Origin of the sequence: Herbaspirillum lusitanum (genome assembly GCF_026127345.1) — a bacterium.
Lineage (GTDB): Bacteria > Pseudomonadota > Gammaproteobacteria > Burkholderiales > Burkholderiaceae_D > Herbaspirillum > Herbaspirillum lusitanum.
In genome coordinates this window covers 595,663-621,800 of sequence record NZ_QXFG01000008.1, presented here as the reverse complement: position 1 = coordinate 621,800, position 26,138 = coordinate 595,663, and the positions used below count along the sequence as shown (strand labels likewise).

24 protein-coding genes and 1 tRNA gene are annotated in these 26,138 nt (G+C 61.1%); 11 read left to right on the top strand and 14 right to left on the bottom strand.

The window, feature by feature from the left end; all coding sequences use genetic code 11:
* The first annotated feature begins 162 nt into the window (after nucleotides 1–162).
* Nucleotides 163–972 carry a squalene synthase HpnC gene (gene hpnC / locus DXT88_RS11310; protein WP_265213446.1) on the top strand — a complete coding sequence of 270 codons (810 nt, stop codon included), beginning with the start codon at nucleotides 163–165 and terminating at the stop codon, nucleotides 970–972.
* 121 nt (nucleotides 973–1,093) lie between these two features.
* Here hpnC and DXT88_RS11305 read toward each other — a convergent pair whose 3' ends face one another.
* Both DXT88_RS11305 and DXT88_RS11300 read right to left on the bottom strand, forming a co-directional pair.
* Complete coding sequence (locus DXT88_RS11305) at nucleotides 1,094–1,429, bottom strand: hypothetical protein (RefSeq protein ID WP_016832577.1); 336 nt, start codon at nucleotides 1,427–1,429, stop codon at nucleotides 1,094–1,096.
* A 197-nt stretch (nucleotides 1,430–1,626) separates the two neighbouring features.
* Nucleotides 1,627–1,833 (bottom strand): hypothetical protein, encoded by a 207-nt coding sequence (locus tag DXT88_RS11300; protein WP_265214140.1) that lies wholly within the window; start codon nucleotides 1,831–1,833, stop codon nucleotides 1,627–1,629.
* Nucleotides 1,834–2,005: 172 nt separating this feature from the next.
* Here DXT88_RS11300 and DXT88_RS11295 point away from each other — a divergent pair.
* Both DXT88_RS11295 and dbpA read left to right on the top strand, forming a co-directional pair.
* Nucleotides 2,006–2,082, top strand: a tRNA-Met gene (locus tag DXT88_RS11295).
* Between the two features lie 165 nt (nucleotides 2,083–2,247).
* On the top strand, nucleotides 2,248–3,636 hold the full coding sequence (gene dbpA / locus DXT88_RS11290) for an ATP-dependent RNA helicase DbpA (RefSeq protein ID WP_265213443.1): 1,389 nt from the start codon (nucleotides 2,248–2,250) through the stop codon (nucleotides 3,634–3,636).
* Nucleotides 3,637–3,706: 70 nt separating this feature from the next.
* Here dbpA and DXT88_RS11285 read toward each other — a convergent pair whose 3' ends face one another.
* A complete protein-coding gene (locus tag DXT88_RS11285; RefSeq protein WP_016832580.1) occupies nucleotides 3,707–4,543 on the bottom strand; it encodes an HDOD domain-containing protein in 837 nt (278 codons plus the stop codon).
* Nucleotides 4,544–4,858: 315 nt separating this feature from the next.
* Here DXT88_RS11285 and hpnD point away from each other — a divergent pair, with 315 nt between their 5' ends.
* From hpnD to DXT88_RS11265, 4 genes are all read left to right on the top strand, one after another.
* A complete protein-coding gene (hpnD, locus tag DXT88_RS11280; protein WP_016832581.1) occupies nucleotides 4,859–5,692 on the top strand; it encodes a presqualene diphosphate synthase HpnD in 834 nt (277 codons plus the stop codon).
* Nucleotides 5,693–5,745: 53 nt separating this feature from the next.
* On the top strand, nucleotides 5,746–6,105 hold the full coding sequence (locus DXT88_RS11275; RefSeq protein ID WP_265213438.1) for a YxeA family protein: 360 nt from the start codon (nucleotides 5,746–5,748) through the stop codon (nucleotides 6,103–6,105).
* Complete coding sequence (gene hpnE / locus DXT88_RS11270; RefSeq protein WP_265213436.1) at nucleotides 6,089–7,435, top strand: hydroxysqualene dehydroxylase HpnE; 1,347 nt, start codon at nucleotides 6,089–6,091, stop codon at nucleotides 7,433–7,435. Before DXT88_RS11275 ends, hpnE begins: the two co-directional genes overlap by 17 nt.
* Before the next feature lie 144 nt (nucleotides 7,436–7,579).
* Nucleotides 7,580–8,719, top strand: a complete 1,140-nt coding sequence (locus tag DXT88_RS11265; RefSeq protein WP_016832584.1) for an alpha-hydroxy acid oxidase — start codon at nucleotides 7,580–7,582, stop codon at nucleotides 8,717–8,719.
* A 91-nt stretch (nucleotides 8,720–8,810) separates the two neighbouring features.
* Here the strand turns inward: DXT88_RS11265 and DXT88_RS11260 are convergent, their stop codons facing one another.
* The 6 genes from DXT88_RS11260 to DXT88_RS11235 all read right to left on the bottom strand — a co-directional run bounded on the left by DXT88_RS11260 (nucleotide 8,811) and on the right by DXT88_RS11235 (nucleotide 16,089).
* Nucleotides 8,811–9,497: an ankyrin repeat domain-containing protein gene (locus DXT88_RS11260; RefSeq protein ID WP_016832585.1), complete on the bottom strand. Its 687-nt coding sequence runs from the start codon at nucleotides 9,495–9,497 to the stop codon at nucleotides 8,811–8,813.
* Nucleotides 9,498–9,508: 11 nt separating this feature from the next.
* Nucleotides 9,509–10,288: a TatD family hydrolase gene (locus DXT88_RS11255; RefSeq protein ID WP_265213433.1), complete on the bottom strand. Its 780-nt coding sequence runs from the start codon at nucleotides 10,286–10,288 to the stop codon at nucleotides 9,509–9,511.
* A gap of 63 nt (nucleotides 10,289–10,351) precedes the next feature.
* The gene (locus tag DXT88_RS11250; protein WP_265213431.1) at nucleotides 10,352–11,824 is read right to left on the bottom strand and encodes a PepSY domain-containing protein; all 1,473 of its coding nucleotides are present in this window, start codon (nucleotides 11,822–11,824) and stop codon (nucleotides 10,352–10,354) included.
* Between the two features lie 2 nt (nucleotides 11,825–11,826).
* Nucleotides 11,827–14,004, bottom strand: a complete 2,178-nt coding sequence (locus tag DXT88_RS11245) for a TonB-dependent receptor (protein ID WP_265213429.1) — start codon at nucleotides 14,002–14,004, stop codon at nucleotides 11,827–11,829.
* Nucleotides 14,005–14,167: 163 nt separating this feature from the next.
* A complete protein-coding gene (locus DXT88_RS11240) occupies nucleotides 14,168–14,710 on the bottom strand; it encodes a response regulator transcription factor (protein ID WP_265213427.1) in 543 nt (180 codons plus the stop codon).
* Nucleotides 14,707–16,089 carry an ATP-binding protein gene (locus DXT88_RS11235; protein ID WP_265213425.1) on the bottom strand — a complete coding sequence of 461 codons (1,383 nt, stop codon included), beginning with the start codon at nucleotides 16,087–16,089 and terminating at the stop codon, nucleotides 14,707–14,709. Before DXT88_RS11235 ends, DXT88_RS11240 begins: the two co-directional genes overlap by 4 nt.
* Nucleotides 16,090–16,355: 266 nt before the next feature.
* Here DXT88_RS11235 and DXT88_RS11230 point away from each other — a divergent pair, with 266 nt between their 5' ends.
* The gene (locus DXT88_RS11230; RefSeq protein ID WP_265213424.1) at nucleotides 16,356–18,563 is read left to right on the top strand and encodes a TonB-dependent receptor; all 2,208 of its coding nucleotides are present in this window, start codon (nucleotides 16,356–16,358) and stop codon (nucleotides 18,561–18,563) included.
* A gap of 90 nt (nucleotides 18,564–18,653) precedes the next feature.
* On the opposite strand, the gene DXT88_RS11225 is transcribed toward DXT88_RS11230, so the two are convergent.
* The 4 genes from DXT88_RS11225 to mltG form a co-directional block, all read right to left on the bottom strand.
* Nucleotides 18,654–19,157 (bottom strand): GNAT family N-acetyltransferase, encoded by a 504-nt coding sequence (locus DXT88_RS11225; protein ID WP_016832591.1) that lies wholly within the window; start codon nucleotides 19,155–19,157, stop codon nucleotides 18,654–18,656.
* A gap of 74 nt (nucleotides 19,158–19,231) precedes the next feature.
* Nucleotides 19,232–20,260 carry a DNA polymerase III subunit delta' gene (locus DXT88_RS11220; protein ID WP_265213421.1) on the bottom strand — a complete coding sequence of 343 codons (1,029 nt, stop codon included), beginning with the start codon at nucleotides 20,258–20,260 and terminating at the stop codon, nucleotides 19,232–19,234.
* Between the two features lie 26 nt (nucleotides 20,261–20,286).
* Nucleotides 20,287–20,895, bottom strand: a complete 609-nt coding sequence (gene tmk / locus DXT88_RS11215) for a dTMP kinase (RefSeq protein ID WP_265213419.1) — start codon at nucleotides 20,893–20,895, stop codon at nucleotides 20,287–20,289.
* An 80-nt stretch (nucleotides 20,896–20,975) separates the two neighbouring features.
* A complete protein-coding gene (mltG, locus tag DXT88_RS11210; protein WP_265213417.1) occupies nucleotides 20,976–21,956 on the bottom strand; it encodes an endolytic transglycosylase MltG in 981 nt (326 codons plus the stop codon).
* A gap of 95 nt (nucleotides 21,957–22,051) precedes the next feature.
* On the opposite strand from mltG, the gene ygfZ reads away from it, so the two are divergent.
* Genes ygfZ through DXT88_RS11195 form a run of 3 tightly spaced genes read left to right on the top strand, consistent with a single transcriptional unit; the run spans nucleotide 22,052 to nucleotide 24,230 of the window.
* Nucleotides 22,052–23,086: a CAF17-like 4Fe-4S cluster assembly/insertion protein YgfZ gene (gene ygfZ / locus DXT88_RS11205; protein ID WP_265213415.1), complete on the top strand. Its 1,035-nt coding sequence runs from the start codon at nucleotides 22,052–22,054 to the stop codon at nucleotides 23,084–23,086.
* A 35-nt stretch (nucleotides 23,087–23,121) separates the two neighbouring features.
* Complete coding sequence (locus DXT88_RS11200) at nucleotides 23,122–23,409, top strand: DUF4936 family protein (protein WP_016835481.1); 288 nt, start codon at nucleotides 23,122–23,124, stop codon at nucleotides 23,407–23,409.
* The gene (locus DXT88_RS11195) at nucleotides 23,400–24,230 is read left to right on the top strand and encodes an NRDE family protein (protein ID WP_265213413.1); all 831 of its coding nucleotides are present in this window, start codon (nucleotides 23,400–23,402) and stop codon (nucleotides 24,228–24,230) included. The genes DXT88_RS11200 and DXT88_RS11195 overlap by 10 nt, the downstream gene beginning before the upstream one ends.
* A gap of 457 nt (nucleotides 24,231–24,687) precedes the next feature.
* Here DXT88_RS11195 and DXT88_RS11190 read toward each other — a convergent pair whose 3' ends face one another.
* Complete coding sequence (locus DXT88_RS11190) at nucleotides 24,688–26,010, bottom strand: dicarboxylate/amino acid:cation symporter (RefSeq protein WP_265213412.1); 1,323 nt, start codon at nucleotides 26,008–26,010, stop codon at nucleotides 24,688–24,690.
* Nucleotides 26,011–26,138: the final 128 nt, after the last annotated feature.

Sequence of the window (26,138 nt, the reverse complement as noted above, 5' to 3'; positions counted from 1 at the left end):
ATCGACGATGCGGCGGCGTGGCATGACGGCTTTTTACGGACTTGAGACAAGCGGATGACGATGCGAGCAACTTACTGACTTTGCGGTTAGTAATTATAATCGCGGGCCTTCCGTTTGGATATATATCGGGTTTTCATCGTTTTTATTGGACATTTCACTGGCATGGCTGTTGACCACTACGAAAACTTCCCCGTCGCTTCCGTGCTGCTTCCCGCACGTCTGCGCCCTGCCGTCAAGGCAATTTACGCCTTCGCCCGCAGCGCCGACGACATCGCCGACGAAGGCGACGCCACGCCGCTGCAACGGCTGGCGGCGTTAGATGCGTACGACCAGGCGCTCGACGATATAGACGCGAGCCGCGCCACAAGCAATCCGATGTTTACGGCGCTGGCCGGCATTATCCGCGCATATCGCTTGCCGCTGGCGCCGTTTCGCGATCTGCTGTCCGCCTTCAGGCAGGACGTGGTGACAACGCGTTATCAGGGCTTCGATGAACTGCTGGATTACTGCCGCCGCTCCGCCAATCCGGTCGGCGCGCTGATGCTGCATCTGTACGATGCCGCCACGCCGGAAAACCTGCGTGACTCGGACGCCATCTGCTCGGCGCTGCAACTGATCAACTTCTGGCAGGACGTTGCCATTGATTGGCAAAAGCAACGCATCTACCTGCCGCTGGAGGATCTCGATCGTTTTGGCGTGAACGAGCAAGACATCGCTTCAGCCAATGCCGGCACGGCCTGGCAAGCGCTGTTGCAGTTTGAAATCGACCGCGCGCGCGCGATGATGCTGTCGGGCGCACCGCTGGCGCGGCGCTTGCGGGGGCGCATCGGCTGGGAGTTGCGGATGGTGGTGCAAGGCGGCTTGCGTATCCTCGAACGACTGGAGCAAGCCGATGGCGACGTCTTCACGCGCCGACCGAAACTGGGCAAACGCGATTGGCTGCTGGTGGTGTGGCGTGCTTTGACGATGTGATCGGCACGCAGTCGCATGAACGAAAAAAAAATCCTCTTCATCGAAGAGGATTTTTATTACCGACGCGACGCAGGTCATGCGTCGCGGCGTTGGTCAATCAGCAGTGAACGCCGAAGCGCGATCAAGGAGTCTTGTCGCCCTTGGGCTGTGGCTGAGCCAGTTGCGCGTTGCGCTCGGCGGTCGATTCCTTCTTCTGCGCCTTCAGGTCAGCCTTGGCTGCCTTCTTGTCAGCCTTGGCCTGCTGCTTCACGGCCTTTTTCTGCATCTTGTATTCCGCCTTGGCGTCGGCGTCGGATTGACGCTTTTGCACATACGGATCGTTGGAGACGCCATTGGCTGTCGATGCAGGAACCGTCATGCCGGGGGACGACGCTTCCGTGGTGTTGGCTTGTTGCGCCATGGCGCCGCCGGTAACGGCAAGCATTGCCGCTGCAATGATGAGCTGACGTGTTTTCATGAGTGGATCTCCTTTACCTGGTTAAATGAATCCGTCGCAACACAACGAATGACAGCGAATCTCCGGAATGACGCGATGTCTGTCAGACATCGCCGGACACCGCTTCCAGACTGGCTTTGCGAGGGTCACGCAGTAATAGAAAGAGAAAATCCACGTTGGTTCGGCGGCATTTGCAACCGATTGTTAAAGCGCTTGCCTTAACGCTTCTTCCGGCTCTGTTTGTAGATCGTGCGCGCGTCTTGCAGCGCCCGTTCCTCGGTGCGCAAATTTTCGTTGTCGTCGTGCGCGACGAAGAACTCGGCGGCCTGCGCCTGCACCACCAGTTTGATCGCATCGGGGTCGGCGACGTCATACAGCTCGGTGATCAGCGTCGTCACTTCGTCCAGGTATTCTTCATAAGTCATCATGCTCATTGCTTGCCCTCGCCTTCGTCCATCTGATCGTTCATGAAGCGCGCAGTGTATGCGCGGCGCGCGCCTGCGTCCATCTGCGCCCATGTCCGGCGCTTATTTATCCCTGTACGGAAATGATTCCTTGCTATTCAAAACGATGCTCTGTAGAATTCGGTCCCTCAGACGCGGGGTGGAGCAGTCTGGCAGCTCGTCGGGCTCATAACCCGAAGGTCGTAGGTTCAAATCCTGCCCCCGCAACCAGTTTTCAAAAAAAATGAATCAGCAGGCATATCAAAGCCCTTGGCGTTTAGACGTCAAAGGCTTTTTGTTTTGCGCGATCGCTTTTGCTCCGCATGCCGACGTTGTTGCACGGCCGACGGCAACGCCTCTGTTAGACTGAATTCCTCTCATTCGATTGCCCCGATCATGACCTCATCTTCCTTTTCCAGCCTGCCGTTGACGCCGGCGATGCTCGCCAATCTGGAGCAACTCGGCTATCACGAGATGACGACGATCCAGGCCGCGAGCCTGCCGGCGGCGCTTGAGGGACGCGACCTGATTGCCCAGGCCAAGACCGGCAGCGGCAAGACGGCGGCATTCGGCATTGGCATGCTGCACAAGCTCAACCCCAGCTATTTCGCGATTCAGGGACTGGTGATTTGCCCCACGCGCGAACTCGCCGACCAGGTTTCCAATGAATTGCGCCGCCTGGCGCGCTTCACTGACAACATCAAGATTCTGACGCTGTGCGGCGGCACGGCAATGCGCCCGCAAATCGCCTCGCTCGAACACGGCACCCACATCGTGGTCGGTACTCCCGGCCGCATCCGCGACCATATCGGCCGCGGCACCATCAATCTGGCCACGGTGCAGACGCTGGTGCTGGACGAAGCCGATCGCATGGTCGACATGGGCTTTTACGAAGACATCGAAGGCATCGTCAGCGCCTGTCCGGCGCGACGCCAGACCTTGCTGTTCTCGGCCACGTATCCCGATGACATCCGCAAGGCCAGCGCGCGCTTCCTGCGCGATCCGGAAGAAATCAAGGTGGAAGCCCGCCATGACGGCGACAAGATCGAGCAGCGTTTCTTCGAAGTCTCGGCGGAACAGCGCAACTTCGCCGTGGCGCGCCTGCTGCAGCATTACCAGCCGGTGTCGACGCTGGCCTTCTGCAATACCAAGATCCATTGTCGCGAACTGGCCGATGAGTTGCGCGCCCAGGGTTTCAGCGCCCTCGCCCTGTACGGCGACCTGGAGCAGCGCGAACGCGATGAAATCCTGGTGCAGTTCTCCAACCAGAGTTGCTCGGTGCTGGTGGCGACCGACGTGGCCGCACGCGGCCTCGACATCGCCAACCTGGGCGCCGTCATCAACGTCGACGTCACGCGCGACACCGAAGTGCATATCCATCGCATCGGTCGCACCGGCCGCGGCCAGGAGCGCGGACTGGCGCTGAATCTTTGCACCCCGAACGAAAAGCGCTGGGTCAAGCTGATCGAGGAATACCAGCATGCCTCCGTGCAGTGGTTCGATCTCGACGCGCTCGACACCAACGAAGACAAGGTCTTGCGCGCGCCGATGCGTACGCTCTGCATCCAGGGCGGCAAGAAGGACAAGCTGCGTCCGGGCGACCTGCTGGGCGCGCTCACCGGCGACGTCGGCCTGAGCAAGGAACAAGTCGGCAAGATCAACGTTTTTGAATTCTCGACCTATGTCGCGCTCGACTACCGCATTGCCGACAAGGCCTGCGACAAGCTCGGCGCGGGCAACATCAAGGGACGCAATTTCAAGATGCGCCTGCTGCGCAGCGCCTGATGTGATTCATTTCGCGCAATGAAAAAGGCAGCCGTTTCAGGGCTGCCTTTTTGTTTCCGGCGCGATGGCGTCAGATCAGCAGCGCCGAAGTCAGCGAGCGGATTTCATCGGCTGAATCTTCCAGGACGTCGCGCAGCGCATCGTCGCCCATGAATTCGTCGACGATGGTGTCGGATTGGCGACCGGCCTCAAGGGCGCTCTTCTGGAACGGCGACGGCACCGGCGACAATTCCTTGGCCAGCAGCAGCACGTCGCCCAGCGTCTCCGGCGGCAGCACGCGGATGCCGTGCCACAGCGATTCGACCGCGGCCATCACGGCTTCGGGGATGCCGAGCTTCTTGAGTACGGCGCGACCGATCATCTTTTCGCCGTATTCCGCCCAGTCTTCGGCATTGCCGTCGAGCAGGCCCGGGAATTCATCGGTGCGCGAGAGCAGGTAAAAGCCGCCGACTTCATGCACGATGCCGGCGAACATCGCGGTTTCCGGATCAAGACGCGTCATCTTCAGTGCAATGACTTGCGACAGCGCAGCGACGTTGGCGGTATGTTCCCACAGCTGCGCCGCCTTGACGCGCATTTCGGGATCCGAAATATTGCGGCCGAGCTGGCGCACGATGACCGCCGTCGTGATGGCGTTGAGCGTCTTGAATCCGAGCCGCATGACGGCCGTTCGTACATTGTTGATTTCACCGCCGGAACGGTTGTAGGCGGCCGAATTGGCGATCGCCACGGTGCGCGCCGACAGCAACGGTTCGGCCATGACCAGTTTCGACGCCGCCTCGAGATGGCAATTCGGATCGTTGAGGGCCTGTTGCAATTTGATCGATGCATTGACGTTGGTCGGGAACACCAGCTCGCCCCGTCCGGCCTGCACTGCAATGCTTCTGAAAGCTTCCAGTCTGTTCATGAAGAAATGGTCTCCTCGCCTTGATTGCTCACCCCAGTCGCGCAATGCGCCTGTCGTTTTGTGTTTTTATCAACAGCATCGGCACAAATTTCTGCAGTTCCTGCGGAGCTTGCCGCCGGTCCTGCGTCATGCCTCGTTGCCCCCAGCTTAATGTACAACGTCTGCTGCTGCAACCAGCTTTCATTGTAATTGCCGAGGCGCGCCGCCCTGCCGGAATGCGAAGCAGATTGCCCTCGGCCCCCTAGTCGGCTAGCATAGCGGCTTCTTGCATGACGGCGGCCTCACGGCGCCCGCTTTTTTACCTCATCCCACCTCATGTCTCCAGACGAATACTGCCAGCAAAAAGCCGCCCAAAGCGGCTCCAGCTTCTACTACAGCTTCTTGTTCCTGCCGCCGGAACGCCGTCGCGCCATCACCGCGCTGTACGCGTTCTGCCGCGAAGTCGACGACACCGTGGATGAAATCGAGGACGCCGGCGTGGCGCGCACCAAGCTGATGTGGTGGCGCAAGGAAATCGCCTCCATGCTCAACGGCAACCCCAGCCATCCGGTGACGCTGGCGCTGCAGCCGCACGTGGCGACCTACGGCCTCAAGGGCGAGCATCTGCAGGCCATCATCGACGGCATGGAGATGGACCTGGACCAGACCCGCTACCTCGACTATCCCGGCTTGCAGCGTTACTGCTGGCATGTCGCCGGCGTGGTCGGCATCTTGTCGGCCAGCATCTTCGGCGTGACCCAGGGCGGCACCCTGCTGTTTGCCGAAAAGCTCGGTCTGGCGTTCCAGCTCACCAATATCATCCGCGATGTCGGAGAAGACGGCCGCAAGGGGCGCATTTATTTGCCGGTTAACGAACTGCAGCAATTCAACGTCACCGCCGCTGACATCCTGAATGCGCGCCACAGCGAAAATTTCGAGAAACTGATGCGATTCCAGGTGGAGCGCGCTCAGCGTGTTTACGATGAAGCGTTCGCATTGCTGCCAAAAGAAGACCGTCGTGCACAACGTCCCGGTCTGATGATGTCCGCCATTTATCGCACGCTGCTCACTGAAATCGAGCGCGACGGCTTTCACGTGCTGAATCAGCGCATTTCGCTCACGCCGATACGCAAGCTCTGGCTGGCCTGGAAAACCTATATCCGCGGCTGAACTTTAGCGCGGTGGGGACGTCAATTCACTTTCCGAAATTGACGGACCGAAGCATGAAACGCATTTACGTACTATCGCTGCTCGCCGGCATCGCCTTTGCCGCCTGCGTATTGATGAGCCCGGGCTTCAACGAATTGCTCAAGCGCGTCGGCAAGGACGAGTTCTATGTCTACGTGATCGACCCCGGCAAGAAGATCCTGCCAGGCGCCTACGTCAGGCAATACTATGAATACAGGTTGCCGGCCGTGGGCGAAGGCGGTGCTCAGAAGACGCTGACCTTCACGGCGACCAAGCAGTTGTCGCTCGACACCTACCTGCGGCTGTACGTGTCTTCCGCCGGCCAGGTAACGGCATGGGAAGAAGTACAGCAGCGCGAATTACCGGACCGGATCAAGAATGGGAACATTCCCTGACAAGAAAAGCAGTGATCACATCGCCGTCATCGGCGGCGGCTGGGCCGGATGCGCCGCCGCCGTCACCCTCGCCCAGGCAGGCAAACGCGTCAGCCTGTTCGAAGCCGCCCGCACCCTCGGCGGCCGCGCCCGCCGCGTAGACATCGACGGCCGCACGCTCGACAACGGCCAGCACATCCTGCTCGGCGCTTACCGCTCCACGCTCTCCCTCATGAAAACCGTCGGCATCGACGCCGGGCGCGCGATGCTGCGTCTGCCGCTGCAGATGCGCTATCCGGCCGGCGCCGACGGCATGGATTTTGTCACGCCGCGCCTGCCTGCGCCGTGGCACATGCTGGTGGCATTGTTCCGCGCCACCGGCCTGACGCGCGAGGACAAGCTGGCGCTGGCGCGCTTTTCGACCACGGCGCGCTGGATGGGCTGGCAATTGCATGACGATTGTTCCGTCACTGAACTGTTGGAGCGCTTCGACCAGACCGATCGCCTGAATCGCCTGATGTGGACGCCGCTGTGCATCGCTGCGCTCAACACGCCGCCGCAGCGCGCTTCGGCGCAGGTATTCCTGAACGTGTTGCGCGACAGCCTCGGTGCACGCCGCGCCGCCTCCGACATGCTGATTCCGCGCACCGATCTGACGGCGCTGTTTCCGCAGCAGGCGGCCGCTTTCGTGGAAAGCCACGGCGGCAGCGTTACCTGCGGCCAGGCCGTTGCGTCCCTCAACGCAGCGGAAGGCAGATGGAATATCGCGTTCAAACAAGGCGCCGACCCGCAATCATGCGATGGCGTGGTCATTGCCACCGCGCCGGAAGCCGCCGCCGATCTGCTCGAGGGCCTATACGACACAGCTACGCTGCGCGCGTTGGCCTACGAACCGATCACCACCTGCTATCTGCAATATCCGGCGCACGTGCGGCTGCAACAACCGTTCTTCGCGCTGACCGACGATGCCGGCCTGGCTGCCTGGGGACAATTCGTCTTTGATCGCGGCCAGCTCAACAGCACTGCTGCTCCTGCCGATGCCGGCTTGCTGGCGGTCGTGGTCAGCGCCGCCGCCGACGCCATCGCCGCGGGGCATGCCGCAATGGCCGCAGGCGTCGCCGTGCAACTGGCGCGCCAACTGGCCGACCCGCAGCTACAGACGCCGCTGTGGACCAAAGTCATCTCGGAAAAACGCGCGACGTTTTCCTGCACGCCCGGCCTGCTGCGGCCGGACAATAGCGGCATGCCCGCCGGCTTGGCGCTGGCCGGCGACTATGTTGCCGGCGACTATCCGGCAACGCTGGAAGCCGCCGTGCGCAGCGGGGTTGCTGCGGCGGCGCTGTTTGCCTGAGCTCGCCTGAGCTCTTTACGCCTGCACGAATTTTATTCAGCGAAACTTTTCATCTTTCGGTCAAAGGGATTCACCCCATGACGTGCTGGTTTGATCTACGATACGGTCAAATTTGATAGATTTAACCTATTTTGGAGAAGAACCATGCCCGTGATCACCTGTGTTGAAGACTTGCGCGTGCTCGCAAAGAAACGGGTTCCCAAGGCGTTTTACGACTACGCGGACAGTGGCTCCTATACCGAGAGCACCTATCGCGCCAACACCGACGACCTGGCTGCGCTGAAGCTGCGCCAGCGCGTGGCGATCAACGTCGACCAGCGCTCCACCCGCACCACCATGATCGGCCATGACGTCGCCATGCCGGTGGCGATCGCCCCGACCGGCCTGACCGGCATGCAATGGGCCAACGGCGAAATGCTGGGCGCGATTGCAGCGGAAAAATTCGGCATCCCCTTCACGCTGTCGACCATGAGCATCTGCTCGATTGAAGACGTCGCCAGCGTGACGACCAAGCCGTTCTGGTTCCAGTTGTACGTGATGCGCGACCGCGGTTTCGTCAAGTCGATGATCGATCGCGCGAAGGCGGCCAAGTGCTCGGCGCTGGTGCTCACGCTGGACCTGCAGATCCTCGGCCAGCGCCACAAGGATCTCAAGAACGGCATGTCGGTGCCGCCCAAGCTGACCCTCGATACGCTGATGGACCTGGCCAGCAAGCCGGCCTGGGCGCTGCGTGCGCTGACCGGTCGCAAGACCTTCGGCAACCTGGCCGGCCACATCACCGGCGGCGGTAGCGGCATCCAGACGCTGAGCCAGTGGACCGCCAGCCAGTTCGATCCGACCCTGAACTGGGACGACGTCGCCTGGATCAAGGAACAATGGGGCGGCAAGCTGATCCTCAAGGGCATCCTCGACGTCGAAGACGCCAAACTGGCCGCGCAAACCGGCGCCGATGCGCTGGTCGTGAGCAACCATGGCGGTCGCCAGCTGGATGGCGCGATGTCGTCGATCGAAGCGCTGCCGGCGATTGCCGAAGCGGTCGGCGACCAGATCGAAGTCTGGTTCGATGGCGGCATCCGCAGCGGCCAGGACATCCTCAAGGCCACTGCACTGGGCGCCAAGGGCACCATGATCGGCCGCGCCTTCCTGTACAGCCTGGGCGCCATGGGTGGTGAAGGCGTGACGAAGATGCTGCAAATCCTGCACAAGGAACTCGACGTCAGCATGGCCCTGACCGGCACCAAGGACATCAAGGATGTCGGCCCGCAAATCCTGATTCGTCGCTGATCTTTCACTCCGGCGCATCAAACGAAAATCCCGGCTCGCGCAAGCGTCGCCGGGATTTTTCATGATGAGGAACGACTGTCGCCGCGAAGACTTATTCCGGCTTTTGCTGCGACCAGGGCGTATGCTTGCCGGTCAGTTCTTCCACGGTTTCCTTCTGGTCGAAATGGCGCGCCAGATCCAGCGCGGTCATGCCATCGGCGTTCTTCAACGTGACGTCGGCGCCCTCTTCCTTCAGCAGATGCACCGCCGCGGTCCGGCCGCGCACTGCCGCCAGCATCAGCGGCGTCATCTTGTCGTCGGGGGATTCGGCGTCGATGTAGGCCGACGCGTCCAGCAGCAGCTTGATGGTCTCGGGCCGGCCGTTGATGGCGGCGTAATGCAGCGCGGTCCAGCCGGGACGATTGACTTCGACTTCCTTGTCCAGCAACAGCTTGACGACGTCTGTCTTGCCGTAGAAGGCGGCCACCATCAAGGCCGTGTCGCCGTTCTTGGCCTTGGCTTCGAGATCGATGCCGGGCGTATTGAAGAGCACATTGAAGGCCTTCATCGAATCTTCGCGGATAGCCAGCATGAGCGCCGAATAGCCGCGCTGCGGTTCGACCATGTTGGGTCCGAGGCCGCGCTTGATCAGATCCTGCAACTCGCGCGGCGCATCCATCTTGACTGCGATGAAATAGTCGTCGTAGGTGCCGGCATGGACGGCGGGTGGTGCCAGCATGGACAGCGCACTTAGCGCCAGCACTGCGGCATGAATGGAAAAGAAACGGCGATTCGGCATGCGGACGATCCTCATTTGGCCATCTTGAACAGCGTGAAGAAATTCTCGGTGGTGTGGCGCGCCACTTCGTCCACCGGGATGCCGCGCAAGTCGGCGATGAACTCCGCCACGTGCCGCACCAGGCCCGGCTCGTTGGTCTTGCCGCGATACGGCACCGGCGCCAGGTAAGGCGAATCGGTTTCGATCAACATGCGTTCCAGCGGAATCGTGCGCGCCACTTCCTGCAAGGCCTTGGCGCTCTTGAACGTGACGATGCCCGAAAAGGAAATATAGAAGCCAAGTTCGATCGCCGCATCCGCCACTTCCTGCGATTCGGTGAAGCAATGCATGACGCCGGCAGCGCCGCCTGCTTCGGGATTGGCGCCCTCTTCGCGCATGATGCGGATAGTGTCTTCCGAGGCTGAACGGGTGTGGATGATCAGCGGCTTGCCGGTGATGCGCGAGGCCCGGATGTGCGTGCGGAAACGCTCGCGCTGCCATTCGAGATCGCCTTGCAGGCGGTAATAGTCGAGGCCGGTTTCACCGATGGCGACGATACGCGGGTTGTCGGCAAGCTCAACCAATTGCTCGACGCTCGGCTCCGGCGTGTCTTCATAGTCGGGATGCACACCGACCGAGGCGTAGATGTGCGGATACTGTTCCGCCAGCGCCAGCACTTGCGGAAACTCGGGGAGATTCACCGAGACGCACAAGGCATGGCTGACGCGGTTCTCGTCCATCTTGCCGAGGATATCCGGCAGGCGCGCGACGAGTTCGGGAAAATTGATATGGCAATGGGAGTCGATATACATGATGGCCGCTATTTTACGCCATCGCCCCGCTGCCGGCCTTTCCAGGCACTGCTCGCACGCAGGTCAATGCCGCAGGCGCCGCACTCCGATCACCACGCCGGTCAGGCTCAAGGCCAGTCCGCCCAGGCTCAGCAGAATCAGCGCAATGTCCCACAACGGCCGGCTCGACAGCAGCACCGGCAAATCCCAGCTGTGCAGGAAGGCGAACAGCCAGCGCTTGACACGTTGCGTGCCGTCCAGTTTGCCGAGCACCACGCCCGTGGCCGGATCGATGTGCACCCAGGTCTGCGCCGCATCGGCATAGCGCAGGCGCAGCACCGGCAAGGGATGGCGCATGCCGCCCATCATGGTGTGCGCTTCGCGGCTGTAGTAGTACGCATCCTCGCGCTGCAGCAACTCGCTGCCGGCCAGCGGCGCATCGACCAGCTTCGCGGCCGCACGCATCAGTTGCGCCTCAGGTATTCCTTCGTCGACGCGGCGTTCGGCAGCGTCGATCACGCGCGTGCGGCCGGCGCCATTGACGGCGATCAGGTAAGGCTTGCCGTCCAGCATGTGCCAGCGCAATTCGCGCGCCTGCCATGACGGCGGCAATAGCCGCAATGCGTCGCCGCTGCCGAGCGGCCACGCCGCCGGATCGAGCGTACCGCCGGCGTATGCGCGCCGGTTCAATTCCACGCCGCCGCCCTTGAACAGTCCCCACGGATTCATCGACATCAAGCCGCTGAACACCCAGGTCAGCGTAATGCCGGCAAACGCCAGTCCGATCAGATGATGCCAGCGCATCACCGGTTCACGGTATGGCGTCTTCGCACCGGAGCGGAAACGCCCCCGGAACCGCCAGCGCCAGATGCCGATCACGCTGCCGCTGACGGCGACCAGCACGCCCGCCAGCGATAAATAAATGACGATGTGACTCCATGCGGCGTCGAGCGGACCGCCACGAAATGCATACAGCCAATGCAACCAGGCGCCGGCATAGTTCCACACGCGTTCGGTATGCGTCGCCTTGCGCACGACTTCGCCGGTGACGCTGGAAACGTAGAGCAAAGTCTGCTCCGGATCTTCCATCTGTACGCGGTGCAGCGGCCGGTGCAGGTCGAGTCCGCGCGTGTGCGTCCAGGTGTCTTCATCAATACGGTCCAGATACCTCGGCGTGGCGCCCGGCATGAAAACCTGCGCCGCCGCCAGAGCGTCCTTGACATCGACATCGGTGACGGCCGCACCGCTGAGCGCATCGACCGCGATGATCTTTTTGCCGATGCCGAATTGATATTGCGGCCGTCCCGCCACGCTGGTCAGCACAATGGAAGACGGCCTTGCTTCGGCAGGTAATACGCGCGCCGCCTCGCCGACCGCGATGCAGCATCGGGCGGCATCAAGATCCGGCAGGCGCGCCAGCCGCTCCGACTGGGTCAGCTTGGGATAGCCGACGTACATCATCACCACGCCGCTGACGAACCACAGCAGCATGAACAGGCAGGCGACGATGCCGAGCCAGCGATGGATCAGGAACAGCCAGCGTTTGGCGCGCTGCATGTTCAGAAATTCGCCAGCACGGCGACTTCAAACGTACGCGGCGCACCGAGATAGAACATCGGCGTGCTGGTGATGTTGTCGGCGTAGACCTTGTCGGTCAGATTCTTGACGCGCGCGGTGACGGTCGCCTTGTTCAGCTTGCGGCTGAGGCTGGCGCCGAAGATCGCATAACCCGGTGCGCTCACGGTGTTGGCGGTATTGCCGTACACCGACGACACGGCACGCGCCTCGATGCCGGCGTTCCAGTCGGGCAGGAAGGCGTAGTCCAGCCACAGATTGGCCACCCGCGCCGGTGTGTTAGTGGGACGGTTGCCGGCGCGCGAGACCGCGACGCCGCCGACGCTTTCGGTAAAGTTGTCGTACTGCGCGCGCACCAGCGACAGATTGCCTTGCAGGCGCAAGTTCTTTACCGGACGTACGCCGAACGCCAGTTCGACGCCGCGTGACGACTGCTGGCCGACCGGCACGGTGACGTTGGGATTGGTCGAATCGGTCACGGCCAGGTTCTTGCGCGTGATGGCGTAAGCCGAAATCGTCGCGTTGCCGCGGCCGTCCCAGAAGTCGAATTTGCTGCCGGCCTCGACCTGGTCGCCGGTGGTCAAGTCGAAATTCCTGACCTGGCTGAAGTTGGCGGTGGTCAGCACGCCGGCCGGCGGATCGGCGGCGGTGCTGTATTGCACGAACAGGTTGGCGCTCGGCGTGATGTCCCATACCAGCCCGGCACGCGCGGTGGTCGGGCGATAGGTGTTCTTGAAATAGGCCGGATCGGTGACGCTGGCGGTACGCTGGTTTTCCACCTCGAGCTCAATGCGGTCATGACGCAAACCGGTCACCAGCGCCAGGGACGGCAATAGCCGGGTGCGGTTTTCAAGGAAGGCCGCGATGGTCGTGACGCGATTGCTGCGGTCCGGAACAAAGTCGGACGTCATCCCGGGAATCGAAAAGAAAGCCTCGGTGCTGAAATTGAGCGGATTGACGCTGCTGACCGGACCGGCCACCGTGCGCGGAAAACGCGTCATCCGATTGACGCTGTAGTCGACGCCGCCCACCCACTCCGACTCGAGCGCACCAAGCCGGCCGCGATGCTGCCATTCAAATCGATTGCCCGTCAGCTCCTGGTCATGACGCTGCAGGAAGGCCGATGAGCGCACCACTTGCGTGTTGGCCGCGTTGTAACGGTAGACCTCGACATTGCGGTAGTCGCGTAAGGCGTCATAGTGATAAAAAGTATTTTTGAACGAGGTCTGATCGGACAAACGGTAGTCGACGATGGAGCGGAACCACTCAACCGTTTGTTCGTACACGCCGTCGTTGGCGTTGTAGTTCTTGAAGCGCGTGGCCGGGTCGATCCGACCTGTTCCGGTAGTCGGATTCAGCAGCGGCGTGCCCCAGTAAGGACGATCAACGTGTTCCTGCTGATATTCGTAGGCGAGCGTGTGCGAGAGCTGCGGCGTGATGTCGGTCAGCAGCGACAAGGCGCCGGTCAGCGCGCGGCGCCTCTCGCCGTCGACATAGCCGTCGCTGCCGCTGCGGCTGAGGTCAATCCGGAGATAGTTGGTGACGCCCTGCCCGTCGGCGGCGCCCAGCTTGCGATTGAGACCGGCTGCCATGACGGATGAATTATTCGATCCATAGCTGCCGTATAGCTGGGCCAGGTCGCCGTCGCGATTGGCTTGCTTGGTGATGTAGTTGATCGCGCCGCCTACCGCACCGGCGCCATGCACAAAGCCGGAGGCGCCGCCGACGGCTTCGACGCGATCGTAGATCCAGCTGTCGATGGGCCGCGCCGAAATAGAGTCATATTGCACCGTGATGCCATTGAACAATTGCGTGATCTGCGATGCCGAAAAGCCTCGATAGGAAACAAACCCGGCTTGTCCCGGCGGAGCCGAAGCGGTCACGCCGGGAATTCCGCGCAGGATCTGCTGCGTGTCGCCGGCGCCGCGCGCCTCGATGGCGGCGCGGTCGATGATGCTGATGCTGCCGGGGGTGTCGCGCACGCTCAGGCCAAGACGGCTGGCGGTGGAGGCACGCTGGTCGAGCGGAAGTTTTTCGTTGGGTTCGTCGCGTGTGCCGCGCACTTCGATAGGCTCAAGCACATCGCTTGCGGCGACGCTTGCGCCGCTGCACAAACCGAGCGCGGCGATGGCGATCGCATGTCGCGGCGGCAATGCCAGCATCTGCCTGAAAAACTTCCTCACTATGGTTTCCCCCATCGATTAAAGGGGGCCATGCTAGAGACTCAGGTGCGGCTTGGGAATGCGACAGATTGTCGCAGCGCGTGGATGACAGCGAGCTTGCGCGTGACGGTGGCGGCTTGCGCGCTATCGCAAAACGGTGCCGCTACTTGGCCACGGGGCGTTTTGCCAGCTTGCGCTGCAGGGTGCGGCGATGCATGTTGAGTGCGCGCGCCGTGGAGGAGATATTGCCCTGATTTTCAACCAGCACGCGCTGGATGTGCTCCCACTCGAGGCGTTCGACCGACAGCGGCGCGGCGGCGTCGGTGTGGTCGAGATCGGTGGAAGCATCGTTGGCGCTATGCTCGAGCGCCGACAGGATGGAATCGAGATTGGCCGGCTTGGCCAGATAATTATCGGCGCCGGCCTTGATCGCCTGCACCGTGGTGGCGATGCTGGCATAGCCGGTCAAGACCAGCAGACGTGCATGCGGCAGTTTTTCACGCAGCGGCGCGATCCATTGCAAACCCGAATCCTGCTGCAATTGCAGGTCGATGGTGGCGTAGGCGAAATCGGTCGTGGCGGCGGCCTTGAGCGCGTCTTCTCCGCTGTGTGCAACGATCGCAGAAAATCCGCGGCGCGACAACGAGCGCGCCAGCGTGGAGGCGAACACGTCGTTGTCGTCGAGGATCAGGAAAGCTGCACTCATGTTTTTTTCTGGTTGGCAAGAAGGCGGTTGGGGGCGATCAACGGCAAGACCAGCGTCGCGCAAGCGCCCCGCCCTGCCGTGCCGGCGGCAGTTCCAGCCGAGGTGCCAGCCGAGGTTCCAGCTGCGGCGGCAAGCGTCAGCTTTCCGCCCATCTGACGCGCCGTGGCGAATGCCAGCATCAGACCGATCCCCTTGCCGCCGGTGCTGCTGCGCACCGGTTCGTAACCGAGCCGCTTCAGCAATTCGGGCGCGATGCCGGGACCGTCGTCGGCGACGCGAATGATAGCTGAATTCATGACTGCGCTTGCGACAGTATCTTTTTTCAGACTCAGCACCACATCGACTTTACCGTTTTCTGCCACTGCCTGGGCAGCGTTATCGAGCAAGGTCTGCACAATCTGCCCGATCAGTTGCTGATCGCGTGCAGGCGCCATGTCAAGCAGGTCCGGCGCACCTTGCGGCAAGGTCAAGCGAATCGAGATCGCCGGATGACGCAGACGCCAGGCGTCGACGAAATGCCGCAGCCAGTCGCTCAGCCGGACCGGTGCAACCGCGTCAGTTTGCCGCACCTGCACGTCCATGCCCATGCGATCAAGCGCCGTCTTGCACACGGCGATCTGTTCTTCGACCACGGCCAGATCGTCGCGATACATGGTCAGCGCATTGTTGCGTCCGGCCTCGATGCGCAGCTCGCCCGCGATCACCGCCACGGTCGCCAGCGGCGTGCTCATTTCATGCGCGGCGCTGGCTGCCTGCGTGCCGAGCGCCACGATGCGCTCATCCTGCAACTGTTGCTCGCGCGCCTGCGCCAGCTGGGCATCGCGCGACCTCACCGTGGCCGACATGCGCGTCACGAACCAGGTGATCAATGCCGCCGACATCACGAAATTGACCCACATCCCGGCCAGGTGATACGCCGTGGCCTGATCGTGGTCGTGAATGTGCAGCGGCTGGTACAGATACGTGAGTGCCGAATAGCAGGCCAGCGAATACAGCGCCAGGCCGAATGCATAAGCGGACGGCAACACCGCCGCGGCCACCGCCAGCGCCGGCAGATAAAAGGAAACGAAAGGATTGGTCGCGCCGCCGGTGAAATACAACAAGGCCGACAAAGCGCTGACATCAATGCAGAGCTGGAAGAACAACTCCGGCTCGCGCACCGGCTGCGGCAGGCGCATACGCAACCACGTCAGGCCGTTGAACGCCAGCATCACTCCAAGCACGGTGCACAAGGGCGCGAGCGGGAGGCTCAACCCCATGCCGTAGATGGCTGAGGCCACGAGCAAACCCTGCGCCAGCGTCGTCACGCAGCGCATCCAGAAGAGGCGCAGCAGCAACTGATGCTGCGACAAAGGGCGGGAAAGGGAAAGTATCGGCATGGAGCGATTATATGCCGCCCGGCGTCACGCTCACGCTACCCGGCGTACGCAAATATCCCCGACATCGGTTGACGGGAGCTGCAAGGAGGCGCGTGAAATAGGAAATGTTTTTCCGATAGAAAGATGAAAAATTACAACAGCCAGGTCAAAACTTTAAAAGCAAGAATACAAACGATAACTATTCGCAATTATAATTGTCACACTTATTCATATCAATACGCTCAGTAGCTTGGGCAGCAAAACCGACCGTCGCTCCAAAGGACCTTATGTACTACCGCCCTACCCCAGTCGCCGCCGCATTGGCGTTCGCTTTCCTCGCTCCCCTGACCTATTCACTGCCGGCCGGCGCCCAGCAAACGGATACCGCCAAGCCGGACCAAGCGCTGCCGTCGATCACCGTCAACGCCTCGGCCGATGCCTCGGCGAGCGGACTGCCGGAAGCGTATCCGGGCGGTCAGGTAGCGCGTGGCGGACGCGTGGGCTTCCTCGGCAACAAGGATTTCCTGGAAACACCTTTCAACAGCATCGCCTATACCGGACAACTGATCAAAGACCAGCAAGCCAAGGGCGTCGGCGATGTACTCCTGAATGACCCGACCATCCGCGTTACACGCGGCTATGGCAACTATCAGGAGTCATACATGATCCGGGGTTTCATCACCAACTCGGATGATCTGGCCTATAACGGTTTGTACGGCCTGCTGCCACGCCAATATGTAGCGGCTGAAATGCTCGAGCGCGTCGAAGTGTTCCGTGGCGCCAGCGCCTTCCTGAATGGCGCCACGCCTGGCGGCAACGCCATTGGCGGCACGATCAACCTGCTGCCCAAGCGTGCGTCGTCCGAGCCGACCACACAAGTTACCGCAGGCGTCGAATCGGGTGGCCAGACTTATGTAGCAGCCGACATTGGTCGCCGCTTTGGTCCGGACGACCGCCTGGGTCTGCGCCTGAATGCTGTGCGCCGCGCCGGCGGCACTGCCATCGACAATGAAAACCGCGAACTGAACATGGCGACCATCGGCGTCGATTACCGGGGCAACAGCTTCCGCCTGTCGGCCGATCTCGGTTTGCAGGAGTACAACCTGACCTCAACCCGTCCCAGCGTGCGCATTGCGACCGCCCCGGCCGGTTATGTGCCATCGGTGCCAAGCGCTTCCTCGAACTACGGTCAGAAATGGTTTTACTCAAACGAGCGCGATCTGTTTGGCACCGTGCGCGGCGAATGGGATCTGGCGCAAGATGTAACGTCGTGGTTCGCACTGGGAATGCGCCAGGGCACGGAGAACAACAGTCTGGCCACGCCGAACGTGAACGCCACCAATGGCAACTTTACTTCCAACCGCTTCGACAATTCACGTGAAGACTATGTCTGGACCGGCGAAGTCGGTATCCGCGGCAAGTTTGCCACCGGCGGTGTAAAACATTCGGTAAGCGCATCCGCCTCCAGCTATTGGCAGGATTCGCGCAATGCCTACGCGATGTCGACGAACGTAGCGACTACCGGCAATCTGTATTCGCCAAGCAGCTCGGCGCAACCGGCACTCAACTTCTTCGGAGGTAGTCTCGCCAGCCCGGAAACCACGACCAAGACGCAACTGTCCAGCATCGCGTTGGCTGATACGCTGTCGGTCCTGGACGAGCGTCTGCAATTGACGCTGGGCGGACGCTATCAGCGCCTCAAAACGATCGGTTACGACTACAACACCCATCTGCAAAACAATTATTACAATAACGGTACAGTCACGCCAGTTGCCGGCATTGTCTTCAAATTGACCAAGGAAGTGTCGTTGTACAGCAATTACATCGAAGGTCTGCAACCGGGCACGAAGGTATCGGATACAACCGCCACCAACTTTGGTGCCCTGCTGGCACCGTACAAATCGAAGCAAAAAGAAGTTGGCGTTAAATATGATGCAGGAAAAATCGGTCTGACTGTGGCGTTATTCAATATCGAGAAGCCAAACGTCATCACGGTTGGCCCTACCGCCAACCCGACCTACACCACCAGCGGCAAGCAAGAAAACCAAGGCGTGGAAATCGGCGCCTTCGGTGAACCAGTTCGCGGTTTGCATTTGCTCGCCGGCCTGACCTTGCTGGATGCCAAGCAAAAACGTACCCAAAATGGCGCCTATGACGGCAAGGATGCCATCGGCTCTGCAAAAACGATGGCTAACGTCGGTGCCGACTGGGATGTCCCGGGCGTACAAGGTCTGGCGGTCAGCGGTCGCGTGATCTACACGTCCAAACAGTATGTCGATTCAGCCAACGCTCAGGGGATTCCTGCATGGACCCGCCTGGATGTGGGCGCACGCTACGTGACCGACATCGGCGGCAAGGCTGTAACCTTGCGTGGCGGCATCCAGAACCTGGCAAACCGCAACTACTGGGAATCAGCGGGCGGATCTTCTGCTCTCGGTTATCTGGTGCAAAACGCACCACGTACCTTCATCACCTCGGCCTCGATCGATTTCTGAGCGCAATAATCTCCGACAAACAAAAAGGGAAGCCTCGGCTTCCCTTTTTCATTCCCGGAACAGAACGACTCCGGCGATCCCCACGGAGTATCAAGCCACCCGCTTTCCCAAAATCACCAGATCCCGCTCCACGCCGTCGAGCGTCGCCACGCGCGGCATGTTGGCCCAGCGTTCGAAGGAAAACGCCTCGAACAACTTCAGGCTCGGCTCGTTATGGCCGAACACGAACCCCAGCAGCGTATGCACCTTGATTGACGGTGCGAAGGCAATCGCCTGCTCGAGGAAATAGCGACCGAGGCCCTGGCCGCGCGCCTTTTCGTGCAGGTAGACCGACAGTTCGGCGGTGCCGGCATAGGCCGGGCGGCCGTAGAAATTGGAATACGACAACCAGCCGATGACCTCGCCGTCGCGTTCGGCGACCCACAGCGGACGCTTGTCGGCGGTGTGTTCGTCAAACCAGGCCTGGCGCGAGGCCACGGAAACGGGCTCGGTATCGGCGGTGACCTGGCGCGATGCGACGGTGCTGTTGTAGATGGCGACGATGGCGTCCAGGTCTTGCGGACGCGCCAGGCGATGCGTGTATGCAGTGCTCATGACAAATTTCAACTGGTAGTAACTGGTAATGGTGGAGATGGCGGAGGCATTCGCAAGGAAGGCCTCCGCCCGGATCAGGCAAACAGCGAAGAATACTCCATCAGCATTTCTTCAATGAACAGCCGCGCCGACAAGGGATGGTCGGCAATCGCGCGACGGTCGTTGGCGGCCTTGAGCGCGGTGGCGATGGTGACCGTGTCGATGCGTCCACTCAATGCGCCAAGCTCCTTGCTGTAGCGCGGATAGTAGCGGATCGGCCCGCCCGACTTCAGTGCGAACAGATCGTACAGCCAGCGCTGCTGCCAGCCGACGAGGTCGGCAACCGGCGTCTTCTGCAGGCGTTCGGCGGTCTTCAACGCAACGTCGATGCCGGGATGGCACAAGGAACGCAGGAATTCATCCATGACCTCGCGGCCATCGCCCTGTGAAGCGTTCAACGCGGCCAGCGGCGCACCGCCCTGCTCCGACAGCCAGACGTCGGCGTCCTTGACGTTCTGCTGCTTGAGCCAGGCCAGGCCGTCATCATGCGACGGCAAGGCCAGCGCGAATTTACGGCAACGCGACAGGATGGTCGGCAGCAAGCGGTCGAGCCGGTTCGAGACCAGCAGGAACATGGTGTTCGGCGGCGGCTCTTCCAGCGTTTTCAGCAACGAGTTGGCGGCAGGAGTGTTCAGCGCTTCGGCCGGATACAGCACCACCACGCGCATGCCGGACCGATGCGTGGAGACGTTCATGAAGTCGGCCAGCGCGCGGATCTGGTCGATCTTGATTTCTTTCGAGGGCGTCTTGCTGGCTTTGGCGGTCTTCTTTTCCTCGCCGTCGCCGTCATCGCCGCCGTCTTCGCCATCAAGGATTTCCGGGCGCACGCGACGGTAGTCGGGATGGTTGTACTGCGAGAACCAGCCGCATGAGGCGCAGGCGCCGCAGGCATGGCCATCGGGTTGTACGTCTTCGCACAGCAGCGACTGTGCAAACGACTCGACGAAATCAGTCTTGCCTATGCCTTCGGGGCCGTAGAACAGGATCGCGTGCGGCAAGCGTGCGCGTAGCTGCTGCAGTTGCAGCCAGCTGTCTTCAAGCCAGGGGAAAACGGTATTGCTCATGCGTGTTCAGTCATGGGTGATGTGCATCAGACCGCGTCCAGCAACTGCGCGATTTCCTGCTGGATATCGGCGATGGCGCGGGTTGAGTCGATGACGCGGAAACGCTGCGGAAACTGCACCGCGCGGCGCAGGTATTCAGCCCGGGTAGCGGCGAAGAAATCGGCCTTCTCCTGCTCGAACTTGTCCAGTGTGCGCTCGGCGTCGAGGCGTGCGCGCGCCACTTCCAGCGGCACGTCGAACAGCAGCGTCAGATCCGGCTGCAGGTGCGGATGCACCCATTGTTCGAGCGCATTGAGCTTGTCGAGCGACAGATGGCGACCGCCGCCCTGGTAGGCGAAAGTGGCATCGGTGAAACGATCGGAAATCACCCAGTCGCCGCGCGCCAGCGCCGGCTCGATGACCTGTGCCAGATGCTCGCGGCGGCCGGCGAACATCAGCAATGCCTCGGTTTCCAGATGCATCTTCTGATGCAGCACCATCGCGCGCAGGCTCTCGCCCAGCTCGGTGCCGCCCGGTTCGCGCGTGGTCACCACCGTCAGGCCGCGCGAGCGCAGCAAGTCGGCGACGAAGGCGATATGGGTCGACTTGCCGGCGCCGTCGATGCCTTCGAAAGTAATGAATTTGCCAGATGCCATGGAAATAAGATGTTCGGTCGAAATGAAAAATCAGCGCGGGTGAATCAGCGAGTGAATCAGCGGATGAGTCAGCGGGTCCGTCAACGCTGATACTTGTTGACCGCCTGATTATGCTCGCTCAGGTTGCTGGAAAAATGACTGGTGCCGTCGCCGCGCGCCACGAAATACAGGGCTTCGGTCTTGTCCGGGTTCATCGCCGCGGCCAAGGATGCCGCGCCCGGCAGCGCAATCGGCGTCGGCGGCATGCCTTTGCGGGTGTAGGTATTGTACGGCGTGTCGGTCAGCAGGTCGCTTTTGCGGATCACGCCCTGGTAGCGCTCGCCCATGCCGTAAATCACGGTCGGATCGGTCTGCAGCAGCATGCCGGTCTTCAGGCGGTTGACAAATACGCCGGCGACCATGCCGCGCTCGGACTTCTGGCCGGTTTCCTTCTCGACGATGGAGGCCATGATCAAGGCGTCGTAAGGCGTCTTGTACGGCAAGGACAGATCGCGCTTGCTCCAGGCCTCATTGAGACGCTTGCTCATGAGCGTGAACGCCTGGCGATAGATTTGCATGTCGCTGGCGCCTTTGGCGAACAGGTAGGTGTCGGGGAAGAACAAACCTTCCGGTACGACGAACTCGGTGGTCAGCTTGGCCAGCAATTCGGCGTTGGACAGCGCTGCGGTGTCGTGCTTGAGTCCTTTATGGTCGGCGATGGCCTGGCGCATCTGGCGGAAATTCCAGCCTTCGATGATGGTCAGCGACTCTTGTGCGAACTCGCCGCGCACCAGTTGCTCAAGCAGCCGCAATGGCGTCGCGCCCGGTTTCAACTCGTAACTGCCGGCCTTGATGCGGTTGCCCTTGCCGCTGCCGCGCGCCAGCAAGGCGAACAGCATCGGATTGACCGGCGCGCCGGCATCGGCGATCTGCTGCGCGGCGCCGTTGACGCCGGCGCCGGCAGTAATGGCGAATTCGACCGGTTTCCCGCCTTCTTCGATAATCGGCTGACTAAGCCAATAGGCGGCCCCGCAGGCGGCCAGGACACATAGCAGAACGAGGGTATTGAATATTTTTTTCATTGGAGAAGCAAAATCAGCGCAATCCGACGCGCTTTTTCCAGCGCCACTATAATCGAGGCATCAATGATAATCGCTGTTAGCCCAGTAACCTAATTATGACCGATCCGACTCCGGCACGCTCCGCGTGGCACACCTTCCTTGACCAGCAAGGCTCGCATATCAATGCTGACGCCGGCGCTTTACTGCCGGACAATTTCGTTGCCCCGCTGAACGACCTCGGCCTGATTTCTTTGACCGGTGACGACGCCGCATCTTTCCTGCACAACCAGATCACCAACGACGTCGAAAAGCTCGATCTCGCCAGCGTCCGCCTGGCCGGTTATTGCACCCCCAAGGGCCGCCTGCTGGCGACGTTCCTGATGTGGAAGGACGCCGACCAGATCGTGCTGCAACTGCCGCGCTCACTGCAACCGGTAATCCAGAAGCGCCTGCAGATGTTCGTCCTGCGCGCCAAAGCCAAGCTGGCCGATATCAGCGAGCAACGCGTAGCGCTGGGCCTGGCCGGCAACACTGCCGCCGCCGCTTTGCAGCAGTGGTTTCCGCAACTGCCGGCGCAGCCGTATGGCAAAACCGACAACGAACACGGCACCCTGCTGCGCGTAGCCGACAGCCGTGGCGCGCCGCGTTTCCAGTGGATTACCACCGAGGAACAGGCGATCGCCGCCTGGCCGCTGCTGACTCAAAAATTGACAGTTGCCGACGCCCATGCCTGGCGCCTGAGCGATATCTACGCCGGTGTCCCGACCATCACGCAGCCGACGCAGGAGCAGTTCGTGCCGCAGATGATCAATTTTGAGCTGATCGGCGGCGTCAATTTCAAGAAAGGCTGCTATCCCGGCCAGGAAATCGTCGCGCGCAGCCAATACCTCGGCAAGCTGAAACGCCGCAGCGTGCTCGCGCTGGTCGCCGCCGGGCAAGTTGCCGCCGGCACGGAGGTGTTTTCCAGCGCAGACCCGGGCCAGCCTTGCGGCATGGTGGTCAACGCCGAACCGGCCGGCGCCGGCAATTCGGCCTGCCTGGTGGAAATCAAACTGGCTGCGGCGGAATCCGGCAGCATACATCTGGGCAGTGTCGACGGCCCTGCGCTGCAATTGCAGACGCTGCCGTATGAATTGACGGACCCGCAGTAAGCGGCACCCGCGACATAAGCGACCGGAGCCCGTCGATGGATCTTTATATTTACTACCGCGTCCCTGCCGGAAAATCGGCACAGCTGGAGCAACAGGCAATCGCCTTGCAAGCACGCCTGTCGCAGCAGTATCAGGTCGCCACCGAACTGAAGCGACGGCCGCAGGACAAGGACGGCTTGCATACGTGGATGGAGGTCTACCTCGATACTCCGGACGGCTTTGAAAGCGTCCTTGAAGCGGCAGTCACAAGCTCCGGCTTGCCCGCGCTGATCGACGGACCGCGCCACACCGAATACTTCCTGGATTTTTCACCATGTGCCTGATCATTTTTGCGTGGAAAGTCATCCCCGGCATGCCGCTGATTGCGGCGGCCAATCGCGACGAGTTCTACAACCGCCCGGCCAGCGCCGCCGGATGGTGGGAAGACCAGCCCGACGTCTACGCCGGCCGCGACCTGCAAGCCGGCGGCACCTGGCTTGGCGTGACGCGCAACGGCCGTTTCGCGGCGCTGACCAACGTGCGTGCACCGACTGAAAAACGCCCGGATGCGCCCACGCGCGGCAAACTGGTGTCGGATTATCTGGCGGGCGCATTGACGCCGGAACAATACGTCGAGCACATCCGTGCCGATGCCGGCCAATACAACGGCTTCAACCTGATCGTCGGCGATCGCGAAACCCTGCTCTGGTACTCCAACAAGGGAGAGGAAGACCCGCGCAACGGCAAACCGCTGGGCTATGGCGTCTACGGCCTGTCCAATGCCTTGCTCGACACGCCATGGCCCAAGCTGACCCGCGCCAAGGCGCAATTCGCCAGCCTGTTGTGCCAAGGCGCGCCGGAAGAAACTTTTTTCGAGCTGCTCAGCGACAGCACGCGCGCCAACGACTGCCGCCTCCCGAGCACCGGCGTCAGCCAGGAATGGGAGCGCGTCCTCTCCTCCATCTTCATCTGCTCGCCCGACTATGGCACCCGCGCTTCCACGGTCGTGCGCGTACCCATCGTCGGCGAACCGGTCCTGAGTGAGCACGTATCGGATCCGATCACGTCTTGCCAGTCGCCCCCCGCCACCGAGCCGCAGCAAAAGAAATCACCCTGCAAACTCAAGCTCAAACCGGAAATCGAGCGTCCTGAAAGCCCCAGCTAAGGCTGGTCTCGGGCGAAAATACTTGCATTATCACCAAAACGCATATCTGATATTTGAGAAATAAAGTAGATGGTTTTTGTGCAGAGCATTAAAGTTGCACCTGTCTCCTCCAATTTCCTCCTTAAAGAATTGGATTTAAGCCCGCACCGTCAGGTCGCGGGCTTTTTTTTGCCTTTTCGGTTTGCCAATTTCGGCCACCTGCGCGCAAACCCGCATTCCACCGCTCCTCCCGCTAAAAAGCATGCTGCACTGCAGAATGACTAATCACGTCAAACGGCACACAATAGGTCCAAATAAATCCAGTCCTCAAGAGGCTGCGAGGAGACCCGGACCCGTAACGTGCCCCATCCGTTATGGGTCTTTTCTTTTGTGCGGCCGATGACAATAAAAAAGGCGGCGAGACCATTAGTCTCGCCGCCTTTTTTTGCGCCGCCCGCATCAGCGAGCGACAACCACGTCAATGATGGATCTTGGCTTCGGTGCGATCCAGGACCGCTTCCGGCTCGTCGGCCTCTTCCGATGTTTCATTGTTGAGCTGGGCATGCAGGCGCTTCTCATCAAGCTCGTTGCTCCACTTCGCCACGACCAGGGTCGCGACGCCATTGCCGATGGTGTTGGTCAACGCGCGCGCTTCGGACATGAAGCGGTCAATGCCGAGAATCAGCGCCAGGCCCGCAACCGGCACGTGGCCGACCGCCGACAGCGTCGCCGCGAGCACGATGAAGCCGCTGCCGGTAATACCGGCAGCGCCCTTGGAAGTCAGCAGCAGCACGGCCAGCAAGGTCAGTTCCTGCACCAACGTCATCGGCGTGTTGGTCGCCTGGGCGATGAACACCGCCGCCATGGTCAGGTAAATCGCGGTACCGTCCAGGTTGAACGAATAACCGGTCGGAATCACGAGGCCGACCACGGTCTTCTTGGCGCCCAGGTTTTCCATCTTGGCCAGCATGCGCGGCAGCACCGACTCAGACGACGAAGTGCCCAGCACGATCAGCAGTTCTTCCTTGATGTACTTGACGAACTTCCACACGCTGAAACCGTGCAGTCGCGTAATGGTGCCAAGGATGACGAAGATGAAGAACAGGCAGGTCAGGTAGAACGTCCCCATCAGCTTGCCCAGCGACAGCAGCGAGCCGACGCCGTACTTGCCGATGGTGAATGCCATCGCGCCGAATGCGCCGATCGGAGCAGCCTTCATGATCGTGCCGACGACCGAGAACAGGACATGCGAGATTTTTTCGATGAAATCGAACACCAGCGTGCCGCGGCCGCCGAACTTATGCAGCGCGAAACCGAACAGCACCGAAATCAGCAGCACCTGCAACACGTCGCCCTTGGCGAACGCATCGAACATGCTGGTCGGGATGATGTTCATCACGAAGTCTGTCGTGCTGGTCATCTTGCCCGGTGCGGTGTAGGCGGCGATGCTCTTGGTGTCGATCGTGCTTGCATCGATGTTCATGCCCGCGCCCGGTTGCAGCACATTGACCAGGATCAGGCCGACGATCAGCGCCAGGGTGCTGACGACTTCAAAGTACAGCAGCGCCAGACCGCCGGTCTTGCCGACCTTTTTCATGTCTTCCATGCCGGCGATGCCGAGCACGACGGTGCAGAAAATCACCGGCGCGATGATCATCTTGATCAGCTTGATGAAGCCGTCGCCGAACGGCTTCATCGCCTCGCCCGACTGTGGATAGAAGTGGCCCAGCAGCACGCCGATGGCAATTGCCACCAGTACCTGGAAGTAGAGGGATCTGTAAATCGGCGTTTTGGCGGCCATTGCGGTTCTCCGTTTATTATGAAATCCAGGAAACTGTCTGCAGTCGACGTCGCAAAGCTGTGTAACACGGCATGAGTCGCTGCGGGCGCAAGTATGCCCGACCGGCATACCTCTAGATATTGTGGGAA